Annotated in this window: 14 protein-coding genes; 6 read left to right on the top strand and 8 right to left on the bottom strand. The window is 71.3% G+C overall.

The genetic code is table 11. The features are described from left to right. Nucleotides 1-5 precede the first annotated feature (5 nt). Nucleotides 6-1,040, bottom strand: coding sequence for an ornithine carbamoyltransferase (gene argF, locus FNV62_RS37500; protein WP_060897578.1), 1,035 nt, complete (start codon nucleotides 1,038-1,040; stop codon nucleotides 6-8). Between the two features lie 102 nt (nucleotides 1,041-1,142). After that, on the bottom strand, nucleotides 1,143-2,372 hold the full coding sequence (locus FNV62_RS37495; protein WP_054234041.1) for an arginine deiminase: 1,230 nt from the start codon (nucleotides 2,370-2,372) through the stop codon (nucleotides 1,143-1,145). Between the two features lie 167 nt (nucleotides 2,373-2,539). On the opposite strand from FNV62_RS37495, the gene FNV62_RS37490 reads away from it, so the two are divergent. Both FNV62_RS37490 and FNV62_RS37485 read left to right on the top strand, forming a co-directional pair. Continuing rightward, on the top strand, nucleotides 2,540-3,589 hold the full coding sequence (locus tag FNV62_RS37490; RefSeq protein ID WP_097286561.1) for an SPFH domain-containing protein: 1,050 nt from the start codon (nucleotides 2,540-2,542) through the stop codon (nucleotides 3,587-3,589). Further along, nucleotides 3,586-4,479: an NAD(+)/NADH kinase gene (locus FNV62_RS37485; protein ID WP_143628422.1), complete on the top strand. Its 894-nt coding sequence runs from the start codon at nucleotides 3,586-3,588 to the stop codon at nucleotides 4,477-4,479. Before FNV62_RS37490 ends, FNV62_RS37485 begins: the two co-directional genes overlap by 4 nt. A gap of 61 nt (nucleotides 4,480-4,540) precedes the next feature. Here the strand turns inward: FNV62_RS37485 and FNV62_RS37480 are convergent, their stop codons facing one another. Continuing rightward, entirely contained in the window at nucleotides 4,541-7,090 is a 2,550-nt protein-coding gene (locus FNV62_RS37480; RefSeq protein WP_143603166.1) for a polynucleotide kinase-phosphatase, read from the bottom strand. Further along, entirely contained in the window at nucleotides 7,087-8,571 is a 1,485-nt protein-coding gene (locus tag FNV62_RS37475) for a 3' terminal RNA ribose 2'-O-methyltransferase Hen1 (RefSeq protein WP_097286558.1), read from the bottom strand. The genes FNV62_RS37480 and FNV62_RS37475 overlap by 4 nt, the downstream gene beginning before the upstream one ends. Nucleotides 8,572-8,802: 231 nt before the next feature. On the opposite strand from FNV62_RS37475, the gene FNV62_RS37470 reads away from it, so the two are divergent. Further along, nucleotides 8,803-9,726 carry an LLM class F420-dependent oxidoreductase gene (locus FNV62_RS37470; protein ID WP_097286557.1) on the top strand — a complete coding sequence of 308 codons (924 nt, stop codon included), beginning with the start codon at nucleotides 8,803-8,805 and terminating at the stop codon, nucleotides 9,724-9,726. A 275-nt stretch (nucleotides 9,727-10,001) separates the two neighbouring features. Here the strand turns inward: FNV62_RS37470 and FNV62_RS37465 are convergent, their stop codons facing one another. The 4 genes from FNV62_RS37465 to FNV62_RS37450 all read right to left on the bottom strand — a co-directional run bounded on the left by FNV62_RS37465 (nucleotide 10,002) and on the right by FNV62_RS37450 (nucleotide 12,800). Then, nucleotides 10,002-10,478 carry a DUF6099 family protein gene (locus FNV62_RS37465; protein ID WP_054234047.1) on the bottom strand — a complete coding sequence of 159 codons (477 nt, stop codon included), beginning with the start codon at nucleotides 10,476-10,478 and terminating at the stop codon, nucleotides 10,002-10,004. A gap of 254 nt (nucleotides 10,479-10,732) precedes the next feature. Continuing rightward, a complete protein-coding gene (locus FNV62_RS37460; RefSeq protein ID WP_060901095.1) occupies nucleotides 10,733-11,071 on the bottom strand; it encodes a nucleotide pyrophosphohydrolase in 339 nt (112 codons plus the stop codon). After that, nucleotides 11,068-12,225, bottom strand: coding sequence for an ATP-binding protein (locus FNV62_RS37455; RefSeq protein WP_143603164.1), 1,158 nt, complete (start codon nucleotides 12,223-12,225; stop codon nucleotides 11,068-11,070). Before FNV62_RS37455 ends, FNV62_RS37460 begins: the two co-directional genes overlap by 4 nt. A 185-nt stretch (nucleotides 12,226-12,410) precedes the next feature. Further along, complete coding sequence (locus tag FNV62_RS37450; protein ID WP_054234050.1) at nucleotides 12,411-12,800, bottom strand: cell division protein SepF; 390 nt, start codon at nucleotides 12,798-12,800, stop codon at nucleotides 12,411-12,413. Nucleotides 12,801-12,993: 193 nt separating this feature from the next. Here FNV62_RS37450 and FNV62_RS37445 point away from each other — a divergent pair, with 193 nt between their 5' ends. From FNV62_RS37445 to FNV62_RS37435, 3 genes are all read left to right on the top strand, one after another. After that, entirely contained in the window at nucleotides 12,994-17,175 is a 4,182-nt protein-coding gene (locus FNV62_RS37445) for a bifunctional nitrate reductase/sulfite reductase flavoprotein subunit alpha (protein ID WP_143628420.1), read from the top strand. Between the two features lie 133 nt (nucleotides 17,176-17,308). Further along, nucleotides 17,309-17,728: a TOBE domain-containing protein gene (locus tag FNV62_RS37440; protein ID WP_060896418.1), complete on the top strand. Its 420-nt coding sequence runs from the start codon at nucleotides 17,309-17,311 to the stop codon at nucleotides 17,726-17,728. 177 nt (nucleotides 17,729-17,905) lie between these two features. Beyond that, entirely contained in the window at nucleotides 17,906-19,621 is a 1,716-nt protein-coding gene (locus FNV62_RS37435) for a hypothetical protein (protein WP_097286554.1), read from the top strand. Nucleotides 19,622-19,681 lie beyond the last annotated feature (60 nt).

The raw sequence follows: 19,681 nt of genomic DNA, 5'->3' as shown, positions 1-19,681 counted from the left end.
CTCCGTCAGGCCAGGACCTCGGGGATTCCCGGTCGGCCCAGGGTGGCGACCATGATCGCCTTGATGGTGTGCAGCCGGTTCTCGGCCTCGTCGAAGACGACCGAGTGCGCCGACTCGAACACCTCGTCGGTGACCTCCAGCGAGTCGAGGCCGTGGGTCTCGTGGATCTCGCGGCCGACCTTGGTGCCCAGGTCGTGGAAGGCCGGCAGGCAGTGCAGGAACTTCACGTCCGGGTTGCCGGTGGCGCGCAGCACGTCCATGGTCACGGCGTACGGGGACAGCGCGGCGATGCGCTCGTCCCACACCTCCTTGGGCTCGCCCATCGAGACCCAGACGTCGGTGGCGACGAAGTCGGCGCCGTGGACGCCCTGGCCGAGGTGTTCGGTGAGGGTGACGCGCCCGCCGTTGCTCTCGGCGAGCTTGCGGGCCTCGGCGACGATCTCCTCGGCGGGCCAGTAGGCCTGCGGGGCGACGATCCGGACGTCCATGCCGAGCAGCGCGCCGGTGACCAGGTAGGAGTTGCCCATGTTGAAACGGGCGTCACCCAGGTAGGCGAAGGCGATCTCACCGAGCGGCTTGTCGCAGTGCTCGGTCATGGTGAGCACGTCGGCGAGCATCTGGGTGGGGTGCCAGTCGTCGGTCAGACCGTTGTAGACGGGCACTCCGGCGTACGCGGCCAGCTCCTCGACGGAGGCCTGGCTGTCACCCCGGTACTCGATCGCGTCGAACATCCGGCCGAGCACACGCGCGGTGTCCTTCACGGACTCCTTGTGGCCTATCTGCGAACCGGACGGGTCCAGATACGTCGTCGAAGCGCCCTGATCCGCGGCGGCGACCTCGAAGGCGCAGCGCGTACGGGTCGAGGTCTTCTCGAAGATCAGCGCGATGTTCCTGCCCCGCAGGTACTGCGTCTCGGCCCCGGCCTTCTTGGCCGCCTTGAGCTCGGCGGCCAGCTCGATCAGACCGCGAAACTCCTCCTCGGTGAAGTCCAGCTCCTTGAGGAAGTGGCGTCCGGCGAGGGCGGTCGGGACTGTCGCCATGGGGGCGCTCCAGGGATGCGAGAACAGGGACGAACAAAAGGGCGAGTGGAAGTCTATACGATACTCCACATTTCTATACGGGACCTGGATCCGCACCCGAGATCACACCCCCACCGCCGCCCTTTCCACCGGACAGCTCATACACCGAGGTCCACCCCGCCCCCTCCCCAGCTCACTCCCCGGAATCTCGATCACTTCAATCCCCTGCTTCCGCAGATGCGTATTGGTGGTCACGTTCCGCTCATACGCGACGACGACCCCAGGCTCCACCGCGAGGACATTGCACCCGTCGTCCCACTGCTCCCGCTCCGCCGCGTGCACATCCTGCGTCGCGGTCAGCACCCGGATCTCGCTCAACCCCAGCGCCGCCGCGATCGCCCGGTGCATGTGCTCCGGCGGATGGTCGGTGACCTTCAGCTCCTTGTCCCCCGAGCCCGGTTCGATGGTGTACGAGCGGAGCATGCCGAGCCCCGCGTACTGGGTGAAGGTGTCGCCGTCGACCATCGTCATCACGGTGTCGAGGTGCATGAGGGCCCGCCGCTTGGGCATGTCGAGCGCCACGATCGTACGGGCCGACCCGGCGGCGAACAGCTTGTGCGCGAGCATCTCGACGGCCTGCGGCGTCGTCCGCTCACTCATGCCGATGAGCACCGCGCCGTTGCCGATGACGAGCACGTCACCGCCCTCGATGGTGGACGGGTAGTCCGCCTGCCCCTCCGACCAGAGGTTGAAGTGCTCGTCGCGGAAGAGCGGATGGTGCCGGTAGATCGCCTCGAAGTGCACGGTCTCCCGCTGTCGCGCGGGCCAGCGCATGGCGTTGATGGAGACCCCGTCGTAGATCCAGGCGGAGGTGTCCCGGGTGAAGAGGTGATTGGGGAGCGGGCCGAGGAGGAAGTCGTCCAGGTCCATGACATGAAAGCGCACGGAGGTCGGCTCCGGGTGCGCGTCCAGGAACTCCCGTTTGGTCATCCCGCCGACCAGCGCGGCCGCCAGTTCCGGGGCGGGCAGGGTCTCGAAGGCCGCCCGGAGGTGGTCGGTGGCGAGCGGCCCGTACTCCTTCTCGTCGAAGACCCGGTCCAGGACGAGCGATCTGGCCACTGGGATTTCCAGCGCTTCGGTGAGCAGGTCGCCGAAGAGATGGACGGTGACCCCGCGGTCGCGCAACACGTCCGCGAACCCGTCGTGCTCCGCCCGGGCCCGGCGCACCCACAGCACGTCGTCGAAGAGCAGGGCGTCCTTGTTGCTGGGGGTGAGCCTCTTGAGCTCGAGGTCGGGTCTGTGCAGGATGACGCGGCGCAGCCGCCCGGCCTCGGAGTCGACATGGAATCCCATGCCTCCATCCTGACCATCCGGACGCCTGTTCACCCGTGGATCGACGGGAGACGGACGAGTTGATTTCGTCCCCTTGACGATAAGGGCACCCCTTCGTTATCGTCACTGCGACGACAAAAGCGCATCACAGCGGGTCGCCGGGATCGCCCGGCGGCGAGGGGGTACCCATGGCCGACATCACCCGGCGTCTCGGCTGGCGCCATCTGCGCGGGGCGCCCACCGCCCATGTCCGGCACCACCGGTCGGGCCGGTTGGCGCACGACGGTCCCGGACTCAGCTTCTGGTACCGCTCCCTGACCGCCACGCTCTCCGAAGTCCCGGTCGACGACCGCGAGTTGGCGATGACCTTCCACGCCCGTACGTCCGACTTCCAGGACGTCGCGGTGCAGGCGACCGTCACCTACCGGATCGTCGATCCGGGGGTCGCGGCCACGCGGCTCGACTTCTCCATCGACCCCGACACCGGCTCCTGGCGCGGCGCGCCCCTCGAACAGCTGGGCTCGCTGCTGACCGAGACGGCCCAGCAGCACGCGCTGGACGTACTGGCCCGTACGACGCTGGCGGCGGCCCTGGTGGACGGCGTCGCGTCGGTACGGGAGCGGATCGCGGGCGGGCTCGGCGCCGAACCCCGGCTGCCCGCGACGGGAATCGAGGTGGTGGCCGTACGGGTCGTCGCACTGCGCCCGGAACCCGAGGTGGAGCGGGCGCTGCGCACTCCGGCCCGCGAGCAGATCCAGCAGGAGGCGGACAAGGCGACGTACGAACGCCGGGCCGTCGCCGTCGAACGCGAGCGGGCGATCGCCGAGAACGAGCTCGCCAGCCAGATCGAACTCGCCCGGCGCGAGGAGCAGTTGGTCGACCAGCGCGGCACCAACGCGCGGCGCGAGGCGGAGGAGCACGCGGCGGCGGACGCGGTGCGGGCCGGGGCGGAGGCGGCGCGGACCGTGCGGCTCGCGGAGGCGGAGGGCAGCCGAGTGGTACAGCTCGCCAAGGCCGAGGCCACGGCCGCGCGGGAGGTCGGCGAGGCGCGGGCCGCGGCGCAGGCCGCCTGGCTGCGGGTCCACGGAGACGTGGACGTCGCCACCCTGCACGCCCTGACGGGCACGCGGCTCGCGGAGAACCTGCCGCGCATCGACAGTCTGACGGTGTCGCCGGACGTCCTGACGGGCCTGCTCGCACGGCTGGGCAACGGGGCCGTCGGGCGGCCGGAGCAGTGAGCCTCGCGCCCCGGGTCGTCCTCGTCCATCGCACCACGGAGTACGAGGAGTTGGTGGCCCGGCACGGGACGCACGGGCAGGCGGCGTTCTTCCTCTCCTCCCGGGGGCGCGACATCGAGGAGGTGGCCGAGCGGCACCGGCGGGCGCGGGAGGCGCTGGCGGAGGTGGTCGCGTCTGTTCCACTGACCTGGCGTCAGGCGCGGGTCGAGCGGCGCGACTTGGACCGCTTCCTCTTCGCCCCGGAGGACGTGGTGGTCGTGGTCGGGCAGGACGGGCTGGTGGCGAACGTCGCCAAGTACCTGACCGGACAGCCGGTGGTGGGGATCGACACCGACCCCGGACGGAACCCGGGGGTGCTCGTGCGGCACCGGCCGCGCGACGCGGGCGCGCTGCTCGCCTCGGCGCGCGGGGGCCGGGCCGACGAGCTGACCATGGTCGAGGCGGTCGCGGACGACACGCAGCGGCTGGTCGCCCTCAACGAGATCTATCTCGGAACTGCGAGCCATCAGACGGCCCGCTATCGGCTGGGGCTCGACGAGTACGGGGGTGCCGTCGAGCCCCAGGCCTCCTCCGGGGTCCTGGTGGGTACCGGGACGGGCGCCACCGGGTGGCTCCGCTCGGTGTGGCAGGAGCGGGGCGGTGAGCTGCCGCTGCCCGGCCCCGCGGAGGAACGCCTTCTCTGGTTCGTCCGCGAGGCCTGGCCGTCGCCGGCCACCGGCACGTCCCTCGTCGCCGGCTCCCTCACCGCCTCCGCCCACCTCTCCCTCACCGTCGAGTCCGACCGCCTCATCGCCTTCGGAGACGGCATGGAGAGCGACGCGGTGGAGCTGGTGTGGGGACAGACGGTACGGGTGGGGGTGGCGGGGGTGAGGCTGCGCCTGGTGGGCTGAATCTCTCAGGGGCGCGGGGAACTGCGCGACCAGCCCCCACCACCCCGCAGCCGAAGAACGCCTACAGGCGTGGGTCCACCGGCTCCGACTCCAGCGCCAGCACCCCGAACACCGCCTCATGCACCCGCCACAACGGCTCCCCCTCCGCCAGCCGATCCAACGCCTCCAGCCCGAGCGCGTACTCCCGCAGCGCAAGCGACCGCTTGTGGTTCAGGAAACGCCCCCGCAGCCGGGCGAGGTTCTCAGGACGCGTGTACTCAGGACCGTAGATGATCCGCAGATACTCACGGCCCCGGCACTTGATGCCGGGCTGGACAAGACGCCCCTGCCCGCTCCGCACCACCGCCCCGACCGGCTTGACGACCATGCCCTCGCCCCCACGCCCGGTCATCTCCAGCCACCAGTCCACCCCGCCCCGCACGGACTCCGCGTCCCCGGTGTCCACGAACAACCGCCGAGTCGTCTGCAGCAGCCCACTCCCGTCGTGCTCGACCAGCCGGTCGATGAGCGCGAGCTGCTCGTCGTGCGGCACCGCGGCGAGACTGCGGCCCTGGACGGCGAGGATCTGGAAGGGAGCGAGCCGCACGCCCTCCAGCCCCTCCGTCGGCCAGCAGTAGCGCCGGTACGCCTCGGTGAACGCCGCCGCGTCGGCGGCCCGCTCCCGCTGCTTGCCGAGCAGCTCCCGGGCGTCGACCCCACGCTCCGCGGCCCCTTCGAGCGCGGCCAGCACCCCCGGGAACGCCGCCCCGGCCGCGGCGCCGACCGCCGCGTACTGGCTGCGCAGCAACCCGGACGCCTTGAGCGACCACGGCATCAGCTCGGCGTCGAGCAGCAGCCAGTCCGTACGCAGTTCCTCCCACAGACCGGCCGCCGTCACCGCGCCCCGCAGTCGCCCGAGGATCTCCTCGGTGACGGCGGAGTCGGTGAAGAAGGGCCGGCCGGTACGGGTGTACAGCGCCCCCGTGGGCCCCTCCGCGACGCCGAACCGCTCCCGCGCCACCCCCGCGTCCCGGCAGACCAGCGCCACCGCCCGCGACCCCATGTGCTTCTCCTCGCACACGACGCGGGCGACGCCGTCCTCCTTGTACTGGGCGAAGGCCTCGGCGGGGTGTTCGAGGTAGCCCTCCACCTGGGAGGTCGCCGTGGGCGCCATCGTCGGCGGAAGGTAGGGCAGCAGGCGCGGGTCGACCGCGAACCGGCTCATCACCTCGAGGGCCGCCGCCGCGTTCTCCTCCCGTACCGACACCCGCCCGGCGTACCGCGTCTCGACGACCCGCCGCCCGTGCACGTCGGCGAGGTCGAGCGGCCGCCCCTCGTGTCCGCCGGGAGCCTCGGAGGCCAGCGGCTTCGTCGGCTCGTACCAGACCCGCTCGGCCGGTACGTCGACGAGCTCGCGCTCCGGCCAGCGCAGCGCGGTGAGCTTGCCGCCGAACACGGCACCGGTGTCGAGGCAGATGGTGTTGTTCAGCCAGGTGGCCGTGGGGACCGGGGTGTGACCGTAGACGACGGCCGCCCGGCCCCGGTAGTCCTCCGCCCACGGATAGCGCACCGGCAGGCCGAACTCGTCCGTCTCCCCGGTCGTGTCGCCGTACAGCGCGTGCGAGCGCACCCGGCCCGACGTACGGCCGTGGTACTTCTCGGGCAGTCCGGCGTGGCAGACGACGAGCCGCCCGCCGTCCAGGACGTAGTGGCTGACCAGCCCGTCGACGAACTCCCGGACCCGCGCGCGGAACTCCTCGCTCTCGCCGTCCAGCTGCTCGATGGTCTCGGCCAGTCCGTGGGAGTGCTGGACCTTGCGGCCCTTGAGGTAGCGGCCGAGCTTGTTCTCGTGGTTGCCCGGCACGCACAGCGCGTCGCCGGCCGCGACCATGGACATCACGCGGCGCAGAACTCCGGGCGTGTCCGGGCCGCGGTCGACGAGGTCGCCGACGAAGACGGCCGTACGGCCCTGAGGGTGCGCGCCGTCGACGTAACCGAGCTTGCCGAGCAGGGTCTCCAGCTCCGAGGCGCAGCCGTGGATGTCGCCGATGATGTCGAAGGGGCCGGTGAGGTGGGTCAGGTCGTTGAACCGCTTCTCCGTCCGCACCTCGGCGCTCTCGATCTCCGCCACGCCGCGCAGGACGTGCACCTTGCGGAAGCCCTCGCGCTCCAAGTGCCTTAGGGACCGGCGGAGTTCGCGGATGTGGCGCTGGATGACACGGCGCGGCATGTCGGCGCGGTCGGTGCGGGAGGCGTTGCGTTCGGCGCACACCTCCTCCGGCACGTCGAGCACGATCGCGATGGGCAGCACGTCGTGCTTCTTGGCGATTTCGATCAGCTGGCGGCGGCTCTCCTGCTGGACGTTCGTGGCGTCCACGACGGTGCGCCGGCCGGCCGCGAGCCGCTTGCCCGCGATGTAGTGGAGGACGTCGAAGGCGTCGCCGCTGGCGCTCTGGTCGTTCTCGTCGTCGGCGACCAGGCCGCGGCAGAAGTCGCTGGAGATGACCTCGGTCGGCTTGAAGTGCCGGCGGGCGAAGGTGGACTTGCCGGAGCCGGACGCGCCGATCAGGACGACGAGGGAGAGGTCGGTGACGGGCAGGGTGCGCCCCTGGGTGGTGTCGTTGCCGGTCATGCGGCCTTCTCCTCCTTCGTGGTGGTCGGGGTGGCGGTGGTGGTGGCGAGGGTGAAGACGGCCATCTGGGTCGGCGGACCGACCTCCGGGTCGTCGGGGCCGACGGGCGTGAACTCCACCTCGTATCCGTGCCGCCCCGCCACCTGGTGGGCCCAGGCCCGGAACTCCTCCCGGGTCCACTCGAAGCGGTGGTCGCCATGGCGGGAGTGGCCGGCCGGGAGGGTCTCCCAGCGGACGTTGTACTCGACGTTCGGCGTCGTCACCAGGACCGTACGGGGGCGGGCCGAGCCGAAGACGGCGTACTCCAGGGCGGGCAGCCGGGGCAGGTCGAGGTGCTCGACGACCTCGCTGAGCACGGCGGCGTCGTACCCCTTGAGGCGGTTGTCGGTGTACGCGAGCGAGCCCTGGAAGAGCCGCACGCGCGCGGCCTGCCGCTCGCCCATCCGGTCCAGCTTGAGCCGCCGCGAGGCGACGGTGAGCGCGCGTATCGACACATCGACACCGACGATCTCGGTGAACCGGACGTCCTTGAGCAACGCCTGCACCAGCTGCCCCTGACCGCAGCCGAGGTCGAGCACGCGGGCCGCGCCCGACGCGTGCAGCGCCGCGAGGATCGCGTCCCGGCGCTGGACAGCGAGCGGGATCGGCTTCTCCTCCGTGTCCGCCTCCTCGTCGACCGCGTTGTCGATCTCCTCGACCTCGGTGTCGTCGGTCTCGGCGAGCCGTACGAGCTCCAGCCGCTCCATCGCCTCCCGCGTCAGCGACCAGCGGCGCGAGAGGTACCGGTCGGCGATCAGCTTCTGCTCGGGGTGGTCCGACAGCCAGCCCTCGCCCGCCCGCAGCAGCTTGTCGACCTCGTCGGACGACACCCAGTAGTGCTTGGCGTCGTCGAGCACCGGAAGCAGGACGTAGAGGTGGCGCAGGGCTTCGGCGACGGTCAGACCAGACGCCTCCAGCTCCAGGCGTACGTAGCGGGAGTCGCCCCATTCGGGGAACTCGACGTCCAGCGCCACGGCCTCGACCACCACCGTCCACCCGAGCGGCTCGAACAGCTTGCGTACGAGGTCGGCGCCGCCCCTGGCGGGAAGCGCGGGCACCTCGATCCGGAGCGGCAGCGGCCGCGCCGGCAGATCCGGCTTCGCGGCGCACTGGCCCTTCATCGCGCTGGAGAACACCGCGCTCAGCGCCACGGCGAGCAGGGACGACGCGGCGTACGGGCGGTCGTTGACGTACTGCGCGAGCGCGGCGTCGGGGGCTCCGCCGCGGCCCTTGCCCTTGCCGCGCCGGACCAGCGCCACCGCGTCGACCTCCAGCAACAGTGCGGCCGTGCACCGCTCGACGGACGCCTCGGGGTAGAGGACGTGCGCCGTGCCGTAGGAGGTCGAGAACGCCTGCGCCTTGTCGGGATGCTTGTGCAGCAGGAAGCCGAGGTCGGTGGCGGGGCGCTCCGGGGTACCGGTGGTACTGATCGTCAGGAACACTGGAATCTGCCTCGAAACGTCTTCTGAGCTGTGCATACCTCACCTGCGCCGAGCGCCGGTGAATCACAGCGGGGGGAGAGCGCGCCGGGGGATCACTGCTCCCGGCCTGTCGTCGGCGCGCACGCCCCAACGTATAGCGAACGCCCCTGGCGGACCCGGGAATTTTCCCGCCGAGCCCCGTGGCAGCGGTTCCAGCCGGGGTGGCTGATGTGACCGGTGCATGATGGATGCATGGATCTTCGAGTCTTCACAGAACCGCAGCAGGGAGCGACCTACGAGACGCTGCTCCGCGTCGCCAAGGCCGCCGAAGACCTCAACTACGGAGCCTTCTTCCGATCTGACCACTACCTGCACATGGGATCCGTCGACGGGCTTCCCGGACCCACCGACGCCTGGATCACGCTGGCCGGCCTCGCCCGTGAGACGAGCCGGATCCGACTCGGCACGCTCATGACGGCCGGTACCTTCCGCCTCCCCGGCGTCCTCGCCATCCAGGTCGCGCAGGTCGACCAGATGTCGGGCGGGCGGGTGGAACTCGGTCTGGGCTCCGGTTGGTACGAGGCCGAGCACGAGGCGTACGGGATTCCGTTCCCCAAGGAGAAGTTCGGACGGCTGGAGGAGCAACTCGCCATCGTCACGGGCCTGTGGGAGACGCCCGTCGGTGAACGGTTCGACTACGAGGGCAAGTACTACCAGCTCAAGGACTCCCCCGCGCTTCCCAAGCCCGCGCAGCCCAAGGTGCCGGTCCTGATCGGCGGCCACGGTGCCAAGCGCACGCCCGAGCTGACGGCGCGCTACGCCGACGAGTTCAACATCCCCTTCGCCTCCCTCGCGGACACGGAGCAGCAGTTCCAGCGGGTGCGGGCGGCGGCCGAGCGGGCCGGGCGCAAGGGTGACGACCTCGTGTACTCGAACGCGCTCGTCGCCTGTGTCGGCAGGAACGACAGCGAGGTGAAGCGGCGCGCGGACGCCATCGGGCGGGATGTCGACGAGCTCAAGGCGAACGGGCTCGCGGGCTCTCCGGCGGAGGTCGTCGAGAGGATCGCCCAGTATCAGGCCGTCGGGTCGCAGCGGATGTACATGCAGATGCTGGACCTCGATGACCTGGACCACCTGGAGTTGATCGCCGCGGAGGTCATGCCGCAGCTGGGCTGAGGTCGCGTTCCTCGGACCCCCGGCGGGTGCAATCCGTCAACTCCTCGTGCGGCGCGGGTTCGTGGCAGTGACCCGGGTCGGTGGTGATCGTTGGGCTCGGGCGGAGCCTGAACGGCCTCGTCCTCAAACGCCGGACGGGCGAGGCTTTCAGGGGCGCGGGGAACTGCGCGGCCAGCCCCCACCGACCCGCAGCCGGAACACCACCCCTCGGGGTCTGGGGCGGAGCCCCAGGAGGATGGGACGGGTAGGGGCGGCGGGGCGCGGGAAGGCCCCGTCTACCCGGTCGCCCGCCCCCGCTCCACCACCCCCTGATCCCGCGCCGCCAACCGTCTCAGCATCTCCAGGACCCGGTCCCGGGACTCGTCCGCCGCGTCGATCGCCTCCATGCACTGCCAGTACGTCCCCTGATCGTCCGCCGCGCAGGCGATACCGACGAGGGCGATACCGACCTCGCCGAGGAGACCCCCGAGACACAGCAGGGACTCTCGCGCATCACCCAACTCGGTGAGCTGAGCGGCGCGCAGGTCGGCCATGTCGAGGGGCGGCGCGTTCAGCACACCGCAGCCCCGGCCCGCCAGCTCCGTCAGTCCAAGCGCCTCGCCCCGCAGTTCCGGCGGCCCCGAGACGGCGAAACGACTCCCTATGGCCTGCGCCAGGGCCTGCGCCTGCCACGCCTCCGCCACCACCTCGATCGTGTCCCCGCTCCCCGCGAGGGCGCGTCTGCTCGCCCCGATGAGCCGCACCGCGTCCATGCGCTGCCCCCGTCTGTCCCGACGCGCTCGTCGCACGTCCGCCCGAACTCCCCTGTCCACTACCCAGAGTGAGAGCCCGTGAGCCGAAAAGCCAGAGGAAGACCGAAATCTGTGGACACAGAGTTGAATGTGGACAACTCAACGAATCCGGAGAGTGACAACCGGACCCACTGCTTCCCCGGCACCCTCACCACGGCCCCTCCGCGAGGCACCGCGCACCCTCACCCCGGCCACTCCGCGACGGCACCGCACCCCTACGCCCCCTCCCCCACCGGAAACCTCCGCTCGTTCCGGTCGATCTTCGCGTCGAGCGCCGCCAGCGCGTCGATGCCGAGCACCTCGCACAGCTGGAGCAGATACGCCAGCACGTCCGCCACCTCGTCCGTGACACGGTGCGCGGTGTCCGCGTCGTCCATGATCCGCGCCGACTCCTCGGGCGTCAGCCACTGGAAGATCTCGACCAGCTCGGACGCCTCCACGCTGAGCGCGGCGACCAGGTTCTTCGGCGTGTGGTACTGCTGCCAGTTCCGCGCGGCAGCGAACTCGGCCAGCCTGCGCTGCAACTTCGCCACATCCAGTTCACGTTCACTCACGGCGTCAGGTCTACCACCGTGACCCCCGGCTCCTCGCACACCGGGACGGCCTCGCCCACCGCACCCACCAGCCGGATGTGCCCCCGCTCGCACATCCGCGCCGCCAGCCGCACCAACTCCCCGGCCTGCCGCACGTCCAGCCCCCGGTCGAGGCCGTCGGCCAGCACCGTCAGCGTCTGCAGCGCGGCCGGGACCTCCCCCGCCGGGTCGACCTCCAGCACGCCGGGCCCGGTGAGCAGCACCAGGGCCAGCGCCAGATACCTCAACTCGCCGTCCCCGAGCAGCCCCAGGTGCGTACGGACACCGTCCCCGCGGTCGAGGAGCGCACGGACCGTGCCGTCGCCGAGCGGCTCGGCCAGGACGTCCGTGACGGGGCCCGCGCAGCCGGCCCGTACCGCCGTGACCAGGTGCGCGTAGCGATGGCCGCACTCCGATCGGGTACGCCACAGCACCTCGGCGAGGTTGTCGCAGCCCCGGAGCAGCCGCCCCGCGCCGAGCGGGGTGGCGGCGCGCATCCGTCGGGGGCTCGGGTCGCAGGCGTACACGGACCGCAGGGCGACGACCATCTGCTCGGCCGCGGCGAGGACCCGCCGTTCGCCGTCCGTCCGGCCGGCGACGCGCAGGGGCAGCAGCGCGGTGCCGAGGCGGTCGTCGGGGAGCGGGCCCCGGGTGACCGGCGACGAGCCCGCCGTGTGCCAGGCCGCCTGGACGACACGGCGGCCGGGGTCCCGTAGCGCGGTCTCCAGGAGGGTCACACCGCCCGCGGTCAACCGCTCGCCGACGATGCGCAGTTCGGGCTCGGCCTGCACGGCGACCTCGAGCCGTACCGGTCCTTCGGGGCCGTCGACCGTGCAGCCGATGCGGAAGCCGCGCCGTCGCTGGGCGTCGGGCCTGGCCCGCTCGGGGACACAGGCGACCGGGTCCGGGAACACCTCACCCAGCGCGGCGCCGCCGCCGAGCCGCGCCAGTGCCTCGTACGCCCGCAGGGCGCCGGTCTTGCCGCTGCCGCTGGGGCCGGTGAAGAGGGTGAGGGGGCCGAGCGGGAACCGGGCGCGCCGGTGTGCGGCGAAGGCGGCGAGCCTGAGTTCGGTGGCGCCGGGCCGGTCGGGGCGCGCCTCGGCCTGGGCGGGGGCCGCCAGAGATGACACGGTCATATGTGGACGGTAAGGGCCCCCTGCCGGGTGGACCGCAGGCGAACCGTTACGGCCTGGTGGCCTTCCCACGATCGGGGGACCGGCGCGCGCCCGCGCGCGGCGCCCGGTCCTGGTCGCCCCTGGCCAGATCCCAGGAACCCCAGCGCTCCCCCGGTCGGATCCCGGGAACCCTCGCCCTCCCTTGATCAGATCCCAGGAACCCCCGCCCCTTCCATCAGCCCTCGCACCTCGGTCCCGCGCGGTGTCAGCAGGAACACGTTGCGGTCGACCCGGTGCATGCCGCTCGCCAGACCGAAGACCACCCCCGTGCTGAAGTCCAGCACCCGCTTGGCGACCTCGGTCTCCGCGCTGGTCAGGTCGAGCAGGACGGGGATGCCCGACATCAGCGTCTCGGCGACGTCGCGGGCGTCCGCGAACACATTGACCCGCAGGACCACGAAGCGGCGCCGCGCCTCGGTCACGGCCTCGGGTATCGACCGGTGATTCACCGCCGAGGGCCAGGCGTCCCGGCCCCGGAGCGGAACGACCTGGGCGAGCCCTTCCCACTGCTCGTCGGTGACGTCGTGGCTGTTCACTGGCCCACCCCGTCCTGGCTCGCACTCATTGTCTGCACCGGCCAATTCTTACGCATGGTCACCCGTTCGGCCCAACAGCGACACGGTCCGCGACACCCTCACATCGCCCGTCGGCCGGTTGTGCAGCGGGCGTAACCCCCCAAGATCAGACCATGTGACATCCGCGTAACGGGCAATTCGTACTGTCGTCGGCATGACCACGACCCCCCGCCCGGAGCAGGTCCGGACCGTCTGCTCGTACTGCGGTGTGGGCTGCGGCATGGTCCTCGACATCGGCCGGGGACCGGACGGACGGCGTACGGTCCTGAAGGCGTCCGGGGACAAGCGGCACCCCGCCAACTCCGGCCGCCTGTGCACCAAGGGCGCGACCACGGCCGACATGCTCGCCGCGCCCGGCCGGCTGACCACCGCGCTCGTGCGCGAGGACCGCGGCGAGGAGCCACGGCCCGTGCCCGTCGACGCGGCCCTCGCCGAGACCGCCCGGCGCCTGCGCGCGATCATCGACGAGCACGGCCCGGACGCCGTCGCCTTCTACGTCTCCGGGCAGATGACCCTCGAAGCGCAGTACCTCGCCAACAAGCTGGCCAAGGGGTTCGTGGGGACGAACCAGATCGAGTCGAACTCACGGCTGTGCATGGCGAGCGCGGGCACCGGCTACAAGCTGTCGCTCGGCGCCGACGGACCGCCGGGGTCGTACGACGATCTCGACCGCGCGGACGTGTTCCTCGTCATCGGATCCAATATGGCCGACTGCCATCCGATCCTCTTCCTGCGGCTCATGGAGCGTGTGAAGGCCGGGGCCAAACTGATCGTCGTCGATCCGCGGCGCACCGCGACGGCGGCGAAGGCCGATCTGTTTCTGCAGATCAGGCCCGGGACCGACCTCGCGCTGCTCAACGGACTGCTGCACCTGCTGCACGAAGGCGGCTACACGGACCCGGACTTCATCGCCCGGCACACCGAGGGCTGGGAGGCGATGCCCGCGTTCCTCGCCGACTATCCGCCCGCGACCGTGGCCGACATCACCGGCATCCCGGAGGACGACATCCGGGCGGCGGCGCGGCTGATCGGTGAGGCCGGGGAGTGGACGAGCTGCTGGACCATGGGGCTCAACCAGTCCACGCACGGCACCTGGAACACCAACGCGCTCGTCAATCTCCATCTCGCCACGGGCGCCATCTGCCGGCCCGGCAGCGGACCGTTCTCCCTCACCGGTCAGCCCAACGCCATGGGCGGGCGAGAGATGGGGTACATGGGTCCCGGGCTGCCCGGGCAGCGGTCGGTGCTGGTGGACGAGGAGCGTGCCTTCGTAGAGGAGTTGTGGGGGCTGCCGGTCGGGAGCATCCGCAAGGACGGGGTGGGGCAGGGCACCGTCGAGATGTTCCGGAAGATGGCCGAGGGGGACATCAAGGCCTGCTGGATCATCTGCACCAACCCCGTCGCCTCGGTCGCCAACCGCCGGACCGTCATCGAAGGGCTCGAAGCCGCCGAGTTCGTCGTCACCCAGGACGTCTTCGCCGAGACCGAGACCAACGCGTACGCCGATGTCGTGCTCCCCGGCGCGCTGTGGACGGAGGCCGAGGGCGTCCTGGTCAACAGCGAGCGGACGCTGACCCTGGCACGGGCCGTCATCGACCCGCCCGGGGAGGCGCGGGCGGACTGGCGGATCATCGCGGCCGTCGCCCGCGCCATGGGGTACGAGAAGGAGTTCTCGTACGACAGTGCCGAGCAGATCTTCGAGGAGATCAAGGAGGCGTGGAACCCGAAGACCGGGTGGGATCTGCGGGGTGCCTCCTACGAGCGGCTGCGGGGCGGACCCGTGCAGTGGCCCGTCGCGCGGGAGGACGGGCCCGCGCGGAACCCGATCAGGTATGTGGACCCGGCGGGCGACGGTGAGCTGTCGTTTCCCACCGCGAGCGGACGGGCCGTCTTCCACGCGCGGCCCCATCTGCCGCCCGCCGAGATGCCCGACGACGACTTTCCGTTCGTCCTCAACACCGGGCGCCTGCAGCACCAGTGGCACACGCTGACCAAGACGGGGAAGGTGGCCAAGCTCAACAAGCTCAATCCGGGGCCGTTCGTGGAGCTGCATCCGCAGGACGCGGCCGCGCTCGGGATCGCGGAGGGGGACTCGGTGGAGGTCGCCTCCCGACGGGGGCGGGCCGTGCTGCCGGCGGTGGTGACGGACCGGGTGCGGGTGGGGTGCGTGTTCGCGCCCTTTCACTGGAACGACCTGTTCGGGGAGTACCTGAGCATCAACGCGGTGACCAGCGACGCGGTGGATCCGGTGTCGTTCCAGCCGGAGTTCAAGGTGTGCGCGGTGTCGCTGGCGCGCGTTGCCGCCCGAAGGGCTCTTCCGGAGACGCACGACGGGGCGGAGAATCCCTACGGGCCGGAGACTCCCTGGGGGCCGGAGACTCCCTACGGGCCGAAGGCGCCCGACGCACCGAAGATGCCCGACCGAGTCGCGACGGCGCCCGGAGGCTTCGGCCTGGAGCCCGCTCCACCGCCCGTGCTCTCCTCCGTCGAGCGGCTGTACCTCAGCGGCTTTCTCGCCGGGCTCCCCTCCGGGCTCCCGGGCGTGCCCGTCCTCCCTCCGGACGCCCCCTTCGACCCCGAGCACGCACTCTGGGTGAACGGCGTGCTCGCCGGGATGTACTCGCGCTCCGCGCCCCCGGCGGCTCCCGTGCCGGAGTCCGCGGGCCGTGAGGTGGTGGTGCTGTGGGCCTCGCAGACCGGCACCGCGGAGGAGTTCGCGACGGCCACCGCCGAGCGGCTCGCCGCCACCGGGCACCGGGCGCGACTGGTCGGCATGGACGAGGCGGACGTCGGCGCGCTCGCCCGCAGCGCCGATCTGCTCTTCATCACCAGCACCTTCGGGGACGGTGACGCGCCCGACAACGGGTCCGGCCTGTGGGACACCCTGTCCGGGCAGGAGGCCCCGCGGCTGGACGGCGTGCGCTATGCCGTGCTGGCGTTCGGCGACTCCTCGTACGACGACTTCTGCGGGCACGGGCGTCGGCTGGACGCGCGTCTGGACGAGTTGGGCGCCGTACGCCTGGCTCCCCGTACGGACTGCGAACCGGACTACGAGCCGAACGCGGGCGCCTGGCTGGAGCTGATCCTCACCGCGCTCGGCGGGCGGACCGAGACACCCAGGACACCCGACACATCAGAGACATCAGAGGCATCCGAGGCATCCGCGATATCCAGGGCGTCCGAGTCGCCCCGGACCGCCAAGCCCGCCAGGCCCGCACCGGCCGCGGCCACCGCCCGCCTCACCGGCAACCGGCTGCTCAGCCTGCCCGGCGCCGGCAAGGAAGTGCGCCGGTTCACCTTCGACACCCGGGACAGCGAGAGTCCGCTGCCGTACGAGGCGGGGGACGCGCTCGGCGTACGGCCCGTCAACTCGCCCGGCCTGGTTTCCGAATGGCTGGAGACGGTCGGGGTCGACGGCTCAACCCCCGTCGAGGTGACGAGCGTTGGCGAGGTCGCCTTCGACGAGGCCCTGCTTCGGCATTTCGACATCACGCGAATCACCCCGGATCTGCTGCGCTTCGTCGGCGAACGTACGCGCGACGGGCGCGAGTTGAGGAAGCTGCTGCGTCCGGACAACAAGGGAGAGCTGGCGCGCTGGTCGTGGGGGCGGCAGGCCGTGGACGTCGTGGCCGAGCATCCGGTGCGCGCGTCGGCGGCGGAGTGGGCCCAGGTGTTCAAGCGGTTGCAGCCCCGGCTGTACTCGATCTCGTCGAGTCCGCTCGTCGACCCGAACCTCGTCTCGCTGACCGTCTCCGTGGTGCGGTACGAGAATCCGGGCGGTCGGGCGAGGGGCGGGGTCTGTTCGCCCTTCCTCGCCGACGCCGAGCAGGGGGCGGCGGTCCCGGTCTTCGTGCAGCGGTCGCCGCACTTCAGGCCCCCGGCGGACGCGACGACACCCATGGTGATGGTGGGGCCCGGTACCGGAGTCGCGCCGTTCGTCGGATTCCTCGAGGAGCGCCGGGCGCTCGGCCATCGGGCGCCGAACTGGCTGTTCTTCGGCGAGCAGCACCGCGCCACCGACTTCTACTACGAGCACGAGCTGACCGGGCTGCTGGACGACGGCACGCTCACCCGGCTCGACACGGCGTTCTCGCGCGACCAGCGCGCCAAGGTCTACGTCCAGGACCGGATGCGTGAGCACGGGCCCGAGCTGTGGCACTGGCTCCAGGACGGCGCCCGCTTCTATGTGTGCGGAGACGCCTCGCGGATGGCCAAGGACGTCGACCGGGCGCTGCGGGACATCGCCGTCGCGCACGGCGGTCTGGGCGAGACGGAGGCCATCGCGTACGTCAAACAGCTGGCGGCGGAGAAGCGGTACGTACGAGACGTGTACTGAGACACGGGAGACACGGGGTGTGGTGAGCCCACCGAGAGCCGCGAGTTGCACATAATTGGCGAAACTCGACTATTCGCAGCGCACCGGCATCCGTCGTTCGCTGTCCCACCGCACCGCACATTGAGGCGTACCCATGAGCCTGAGCATCCGCAACCAGCTCCCCGGAACCGTCACCTCCGTCACACCGGGCGAGGTGATGGCGACGGTCAAGGTCCGCCTCGACGGTGGTCAGGACCTCACCGCGGCCATCACAGCGGAGGCGGTCGAGGATCTGGGTCTCACCACGGGCTCCACGGTCCGTGCCCTGGTCAAGTCGACGGAGGTGTCCCTGGCCACCGCGCCGGTCGACGGGGTGAGCATCCGCAACCAGTTCCCCGGCACGGTGACGGAGGTCTCCACGGGCGGGGCCATGGCCCGCGTCAAGGTCGAGGTCCCGGGCGGCGAGCTGACCTCCGCGATCACCAAGGACGCGGTGACGGAGCTCGGCCTTGCGGCCGGATCGGCGGTCGTCGCGCTCATCAAGTCCACCGAGGTGTCCCTCTCCAACGCCTGAGACGCCCCGTATGTTCCGTCAAAGCATGAGACGCCCTTATATGAGACGCTCCCGCACAACACGTACCCACATGGGTCGTAAACCCTCTTCTTACCACCCTCATACCGGACTCTTCACGTCCGGCATCATGGCCTTCATCTGCGGGAATTACCGTCCAATCCCGTGTACTTGGCAGAAATGAGGCCGTCGACCACCGGCCAGAAGGCCCTCACGAAGACGTCGCCCGACGAGACGCCCGCGCAGTGGCACCGCGTGCTGACCCTGCTCGCCGACATCAGCCTCTTCATCGGTACGCGTCCGATGTGGACGGCGGCCGCGAGCCACCGGCTCGCCGTCGCGGCGGTGATCTCGGTCTGCTACGCCTCGATCCTGGTGACGGGCGTCCTGACGCTGACCGTGCGCCGGACCCGCTCGCTGGCCCGCCTCGACCTCGTGATCCTGGTGACGGCCGTGACGCTCGCGGTGTGCGGGTTCGCCATGTACCACGGCGGCGGTGACGAGTCGGTCCTCACCGCGCAGGCCGCCCGTGAGTTCGTCGCCGGGCACCAGGTCTACGACCAGCCGTGGCCCTGGCTCTTCGGGCAGCACGGGGTCGCCCTCACCCCGACGATGACCGGCGGCTACGACTACACGTACGGCTATCCGCCGCTTCCCCTGCTGCTCACCGCGCCGCTGCTGTGGGTCGGGCACGGGGCCGCCCCCGCGGTCCTGGCCGCCACCGGCGCCCTGATCGTGGGCACGATCGTGATGTGGCGGATGCTGCCGACGCAGTGGCGGTCGGCGGCCACGCTGGTCTGCCTCGGGCTCGGTCTGCTGACCGCGTACGCCCGGCTCGGCTATCCGGCGATCGTCGCCTGCGCCTTCCTCATCCCGGTGGTGGTGGGCTGGCCGCGGATGGGCTACGGCGGATGGAGCGACTGGGCGCGGGCGGCGTGCCTGGGCGCGGCCTGCGCCTCGCAGCAGCTGCCGTGGTTCCTCATGCCGTTCCTGCTGGCCGGGGTCTACGCCCTGCGCCGCGGCGACCTCGGAGCGCGCGCGGCGACGGCCGCCGTGGGCCGGATCGTGGGGGTGGCCGCCCTGACCTGGCTGCTGATCAACGCGTACTTCATCGTGAGCGAGCCACGCAGCTGGCTCTCCGGGATCGCGCTCCCGCTCACCCAGAAGGCGAACCTGCACGGCCAGGGCCTGGTCGGCATCTCGCTGTACTTCACCGACGGCAGCGACCGGCTGACCTGGTACTCGCACGCGAGCATGCTGCTGGCGGCGGGGCTGCTCGGGCTCTTCGTGTTGTTCGTGCGGCGGCTGGGACCGGCCGCGGTGGTCCTGCCGTGGTGCGCGTTCTTCCTCGCGACGCGTTCGCAGGACGGCTACTACCTGATGATGACGCCGCTCTGGCTGGCCGCTGCCGTGACCGCCCCGCCGTCGGCCTTCACCACGGCGTGGCAGCCGCGGCCCGCCTTCCTGCGCGGCCCGCACCGACAGCGGGCGCGCATCGCCACGGGGGTGCTGCTGATCGTCCCCGCCCTGGTCGCGTCGACCCTGGCGGTGACGGGCTCGCCGCCCCTGAGGATGCGGCTGGTCGGCGAGAGCCGGACCACCACCGCCAAGGCCGTGACCGCGCTCACCGTCAGCGTCACCAACCTCGGCGACACGGCCCTCAGCCCGCACTTCACCCTGACCACGGGCCAGGGCATGGGCCGCTACTGGTCCATCAAGTCCGGCCCCGCCACACTCGGCCGGCACGCCTCGGCCAGCTACGAGCTCCTGCCGCCCTCCGGCAGGTTCACCCTCCCCCAGGCCGGAGTACGCGTCCGGCTGCGGGCCGTCTCGGCCACGCCGATGACACTGTCCAGCACGGATCTGCACCTGAAGGCCCCGGCAAGCAACGGCTAGGCCCCCTGACGTACGCCGCCGGTCGCGGTTCTCCGCGGCCGGCGGTAGACGTCAGGAGGA

The organism is Streptomyces sp. RLB3-17 (assembly GCF_007113425.2).
GTDB lineage: Bacteria > Actinomycetota > Actinomycetes > Streptomycetales > Streptomycetaceae > Streptomyces > Streptomyces mirabilis_D.
This window is presented reverse-complemented; position numbering and strand designations above follow the sequence as displayed.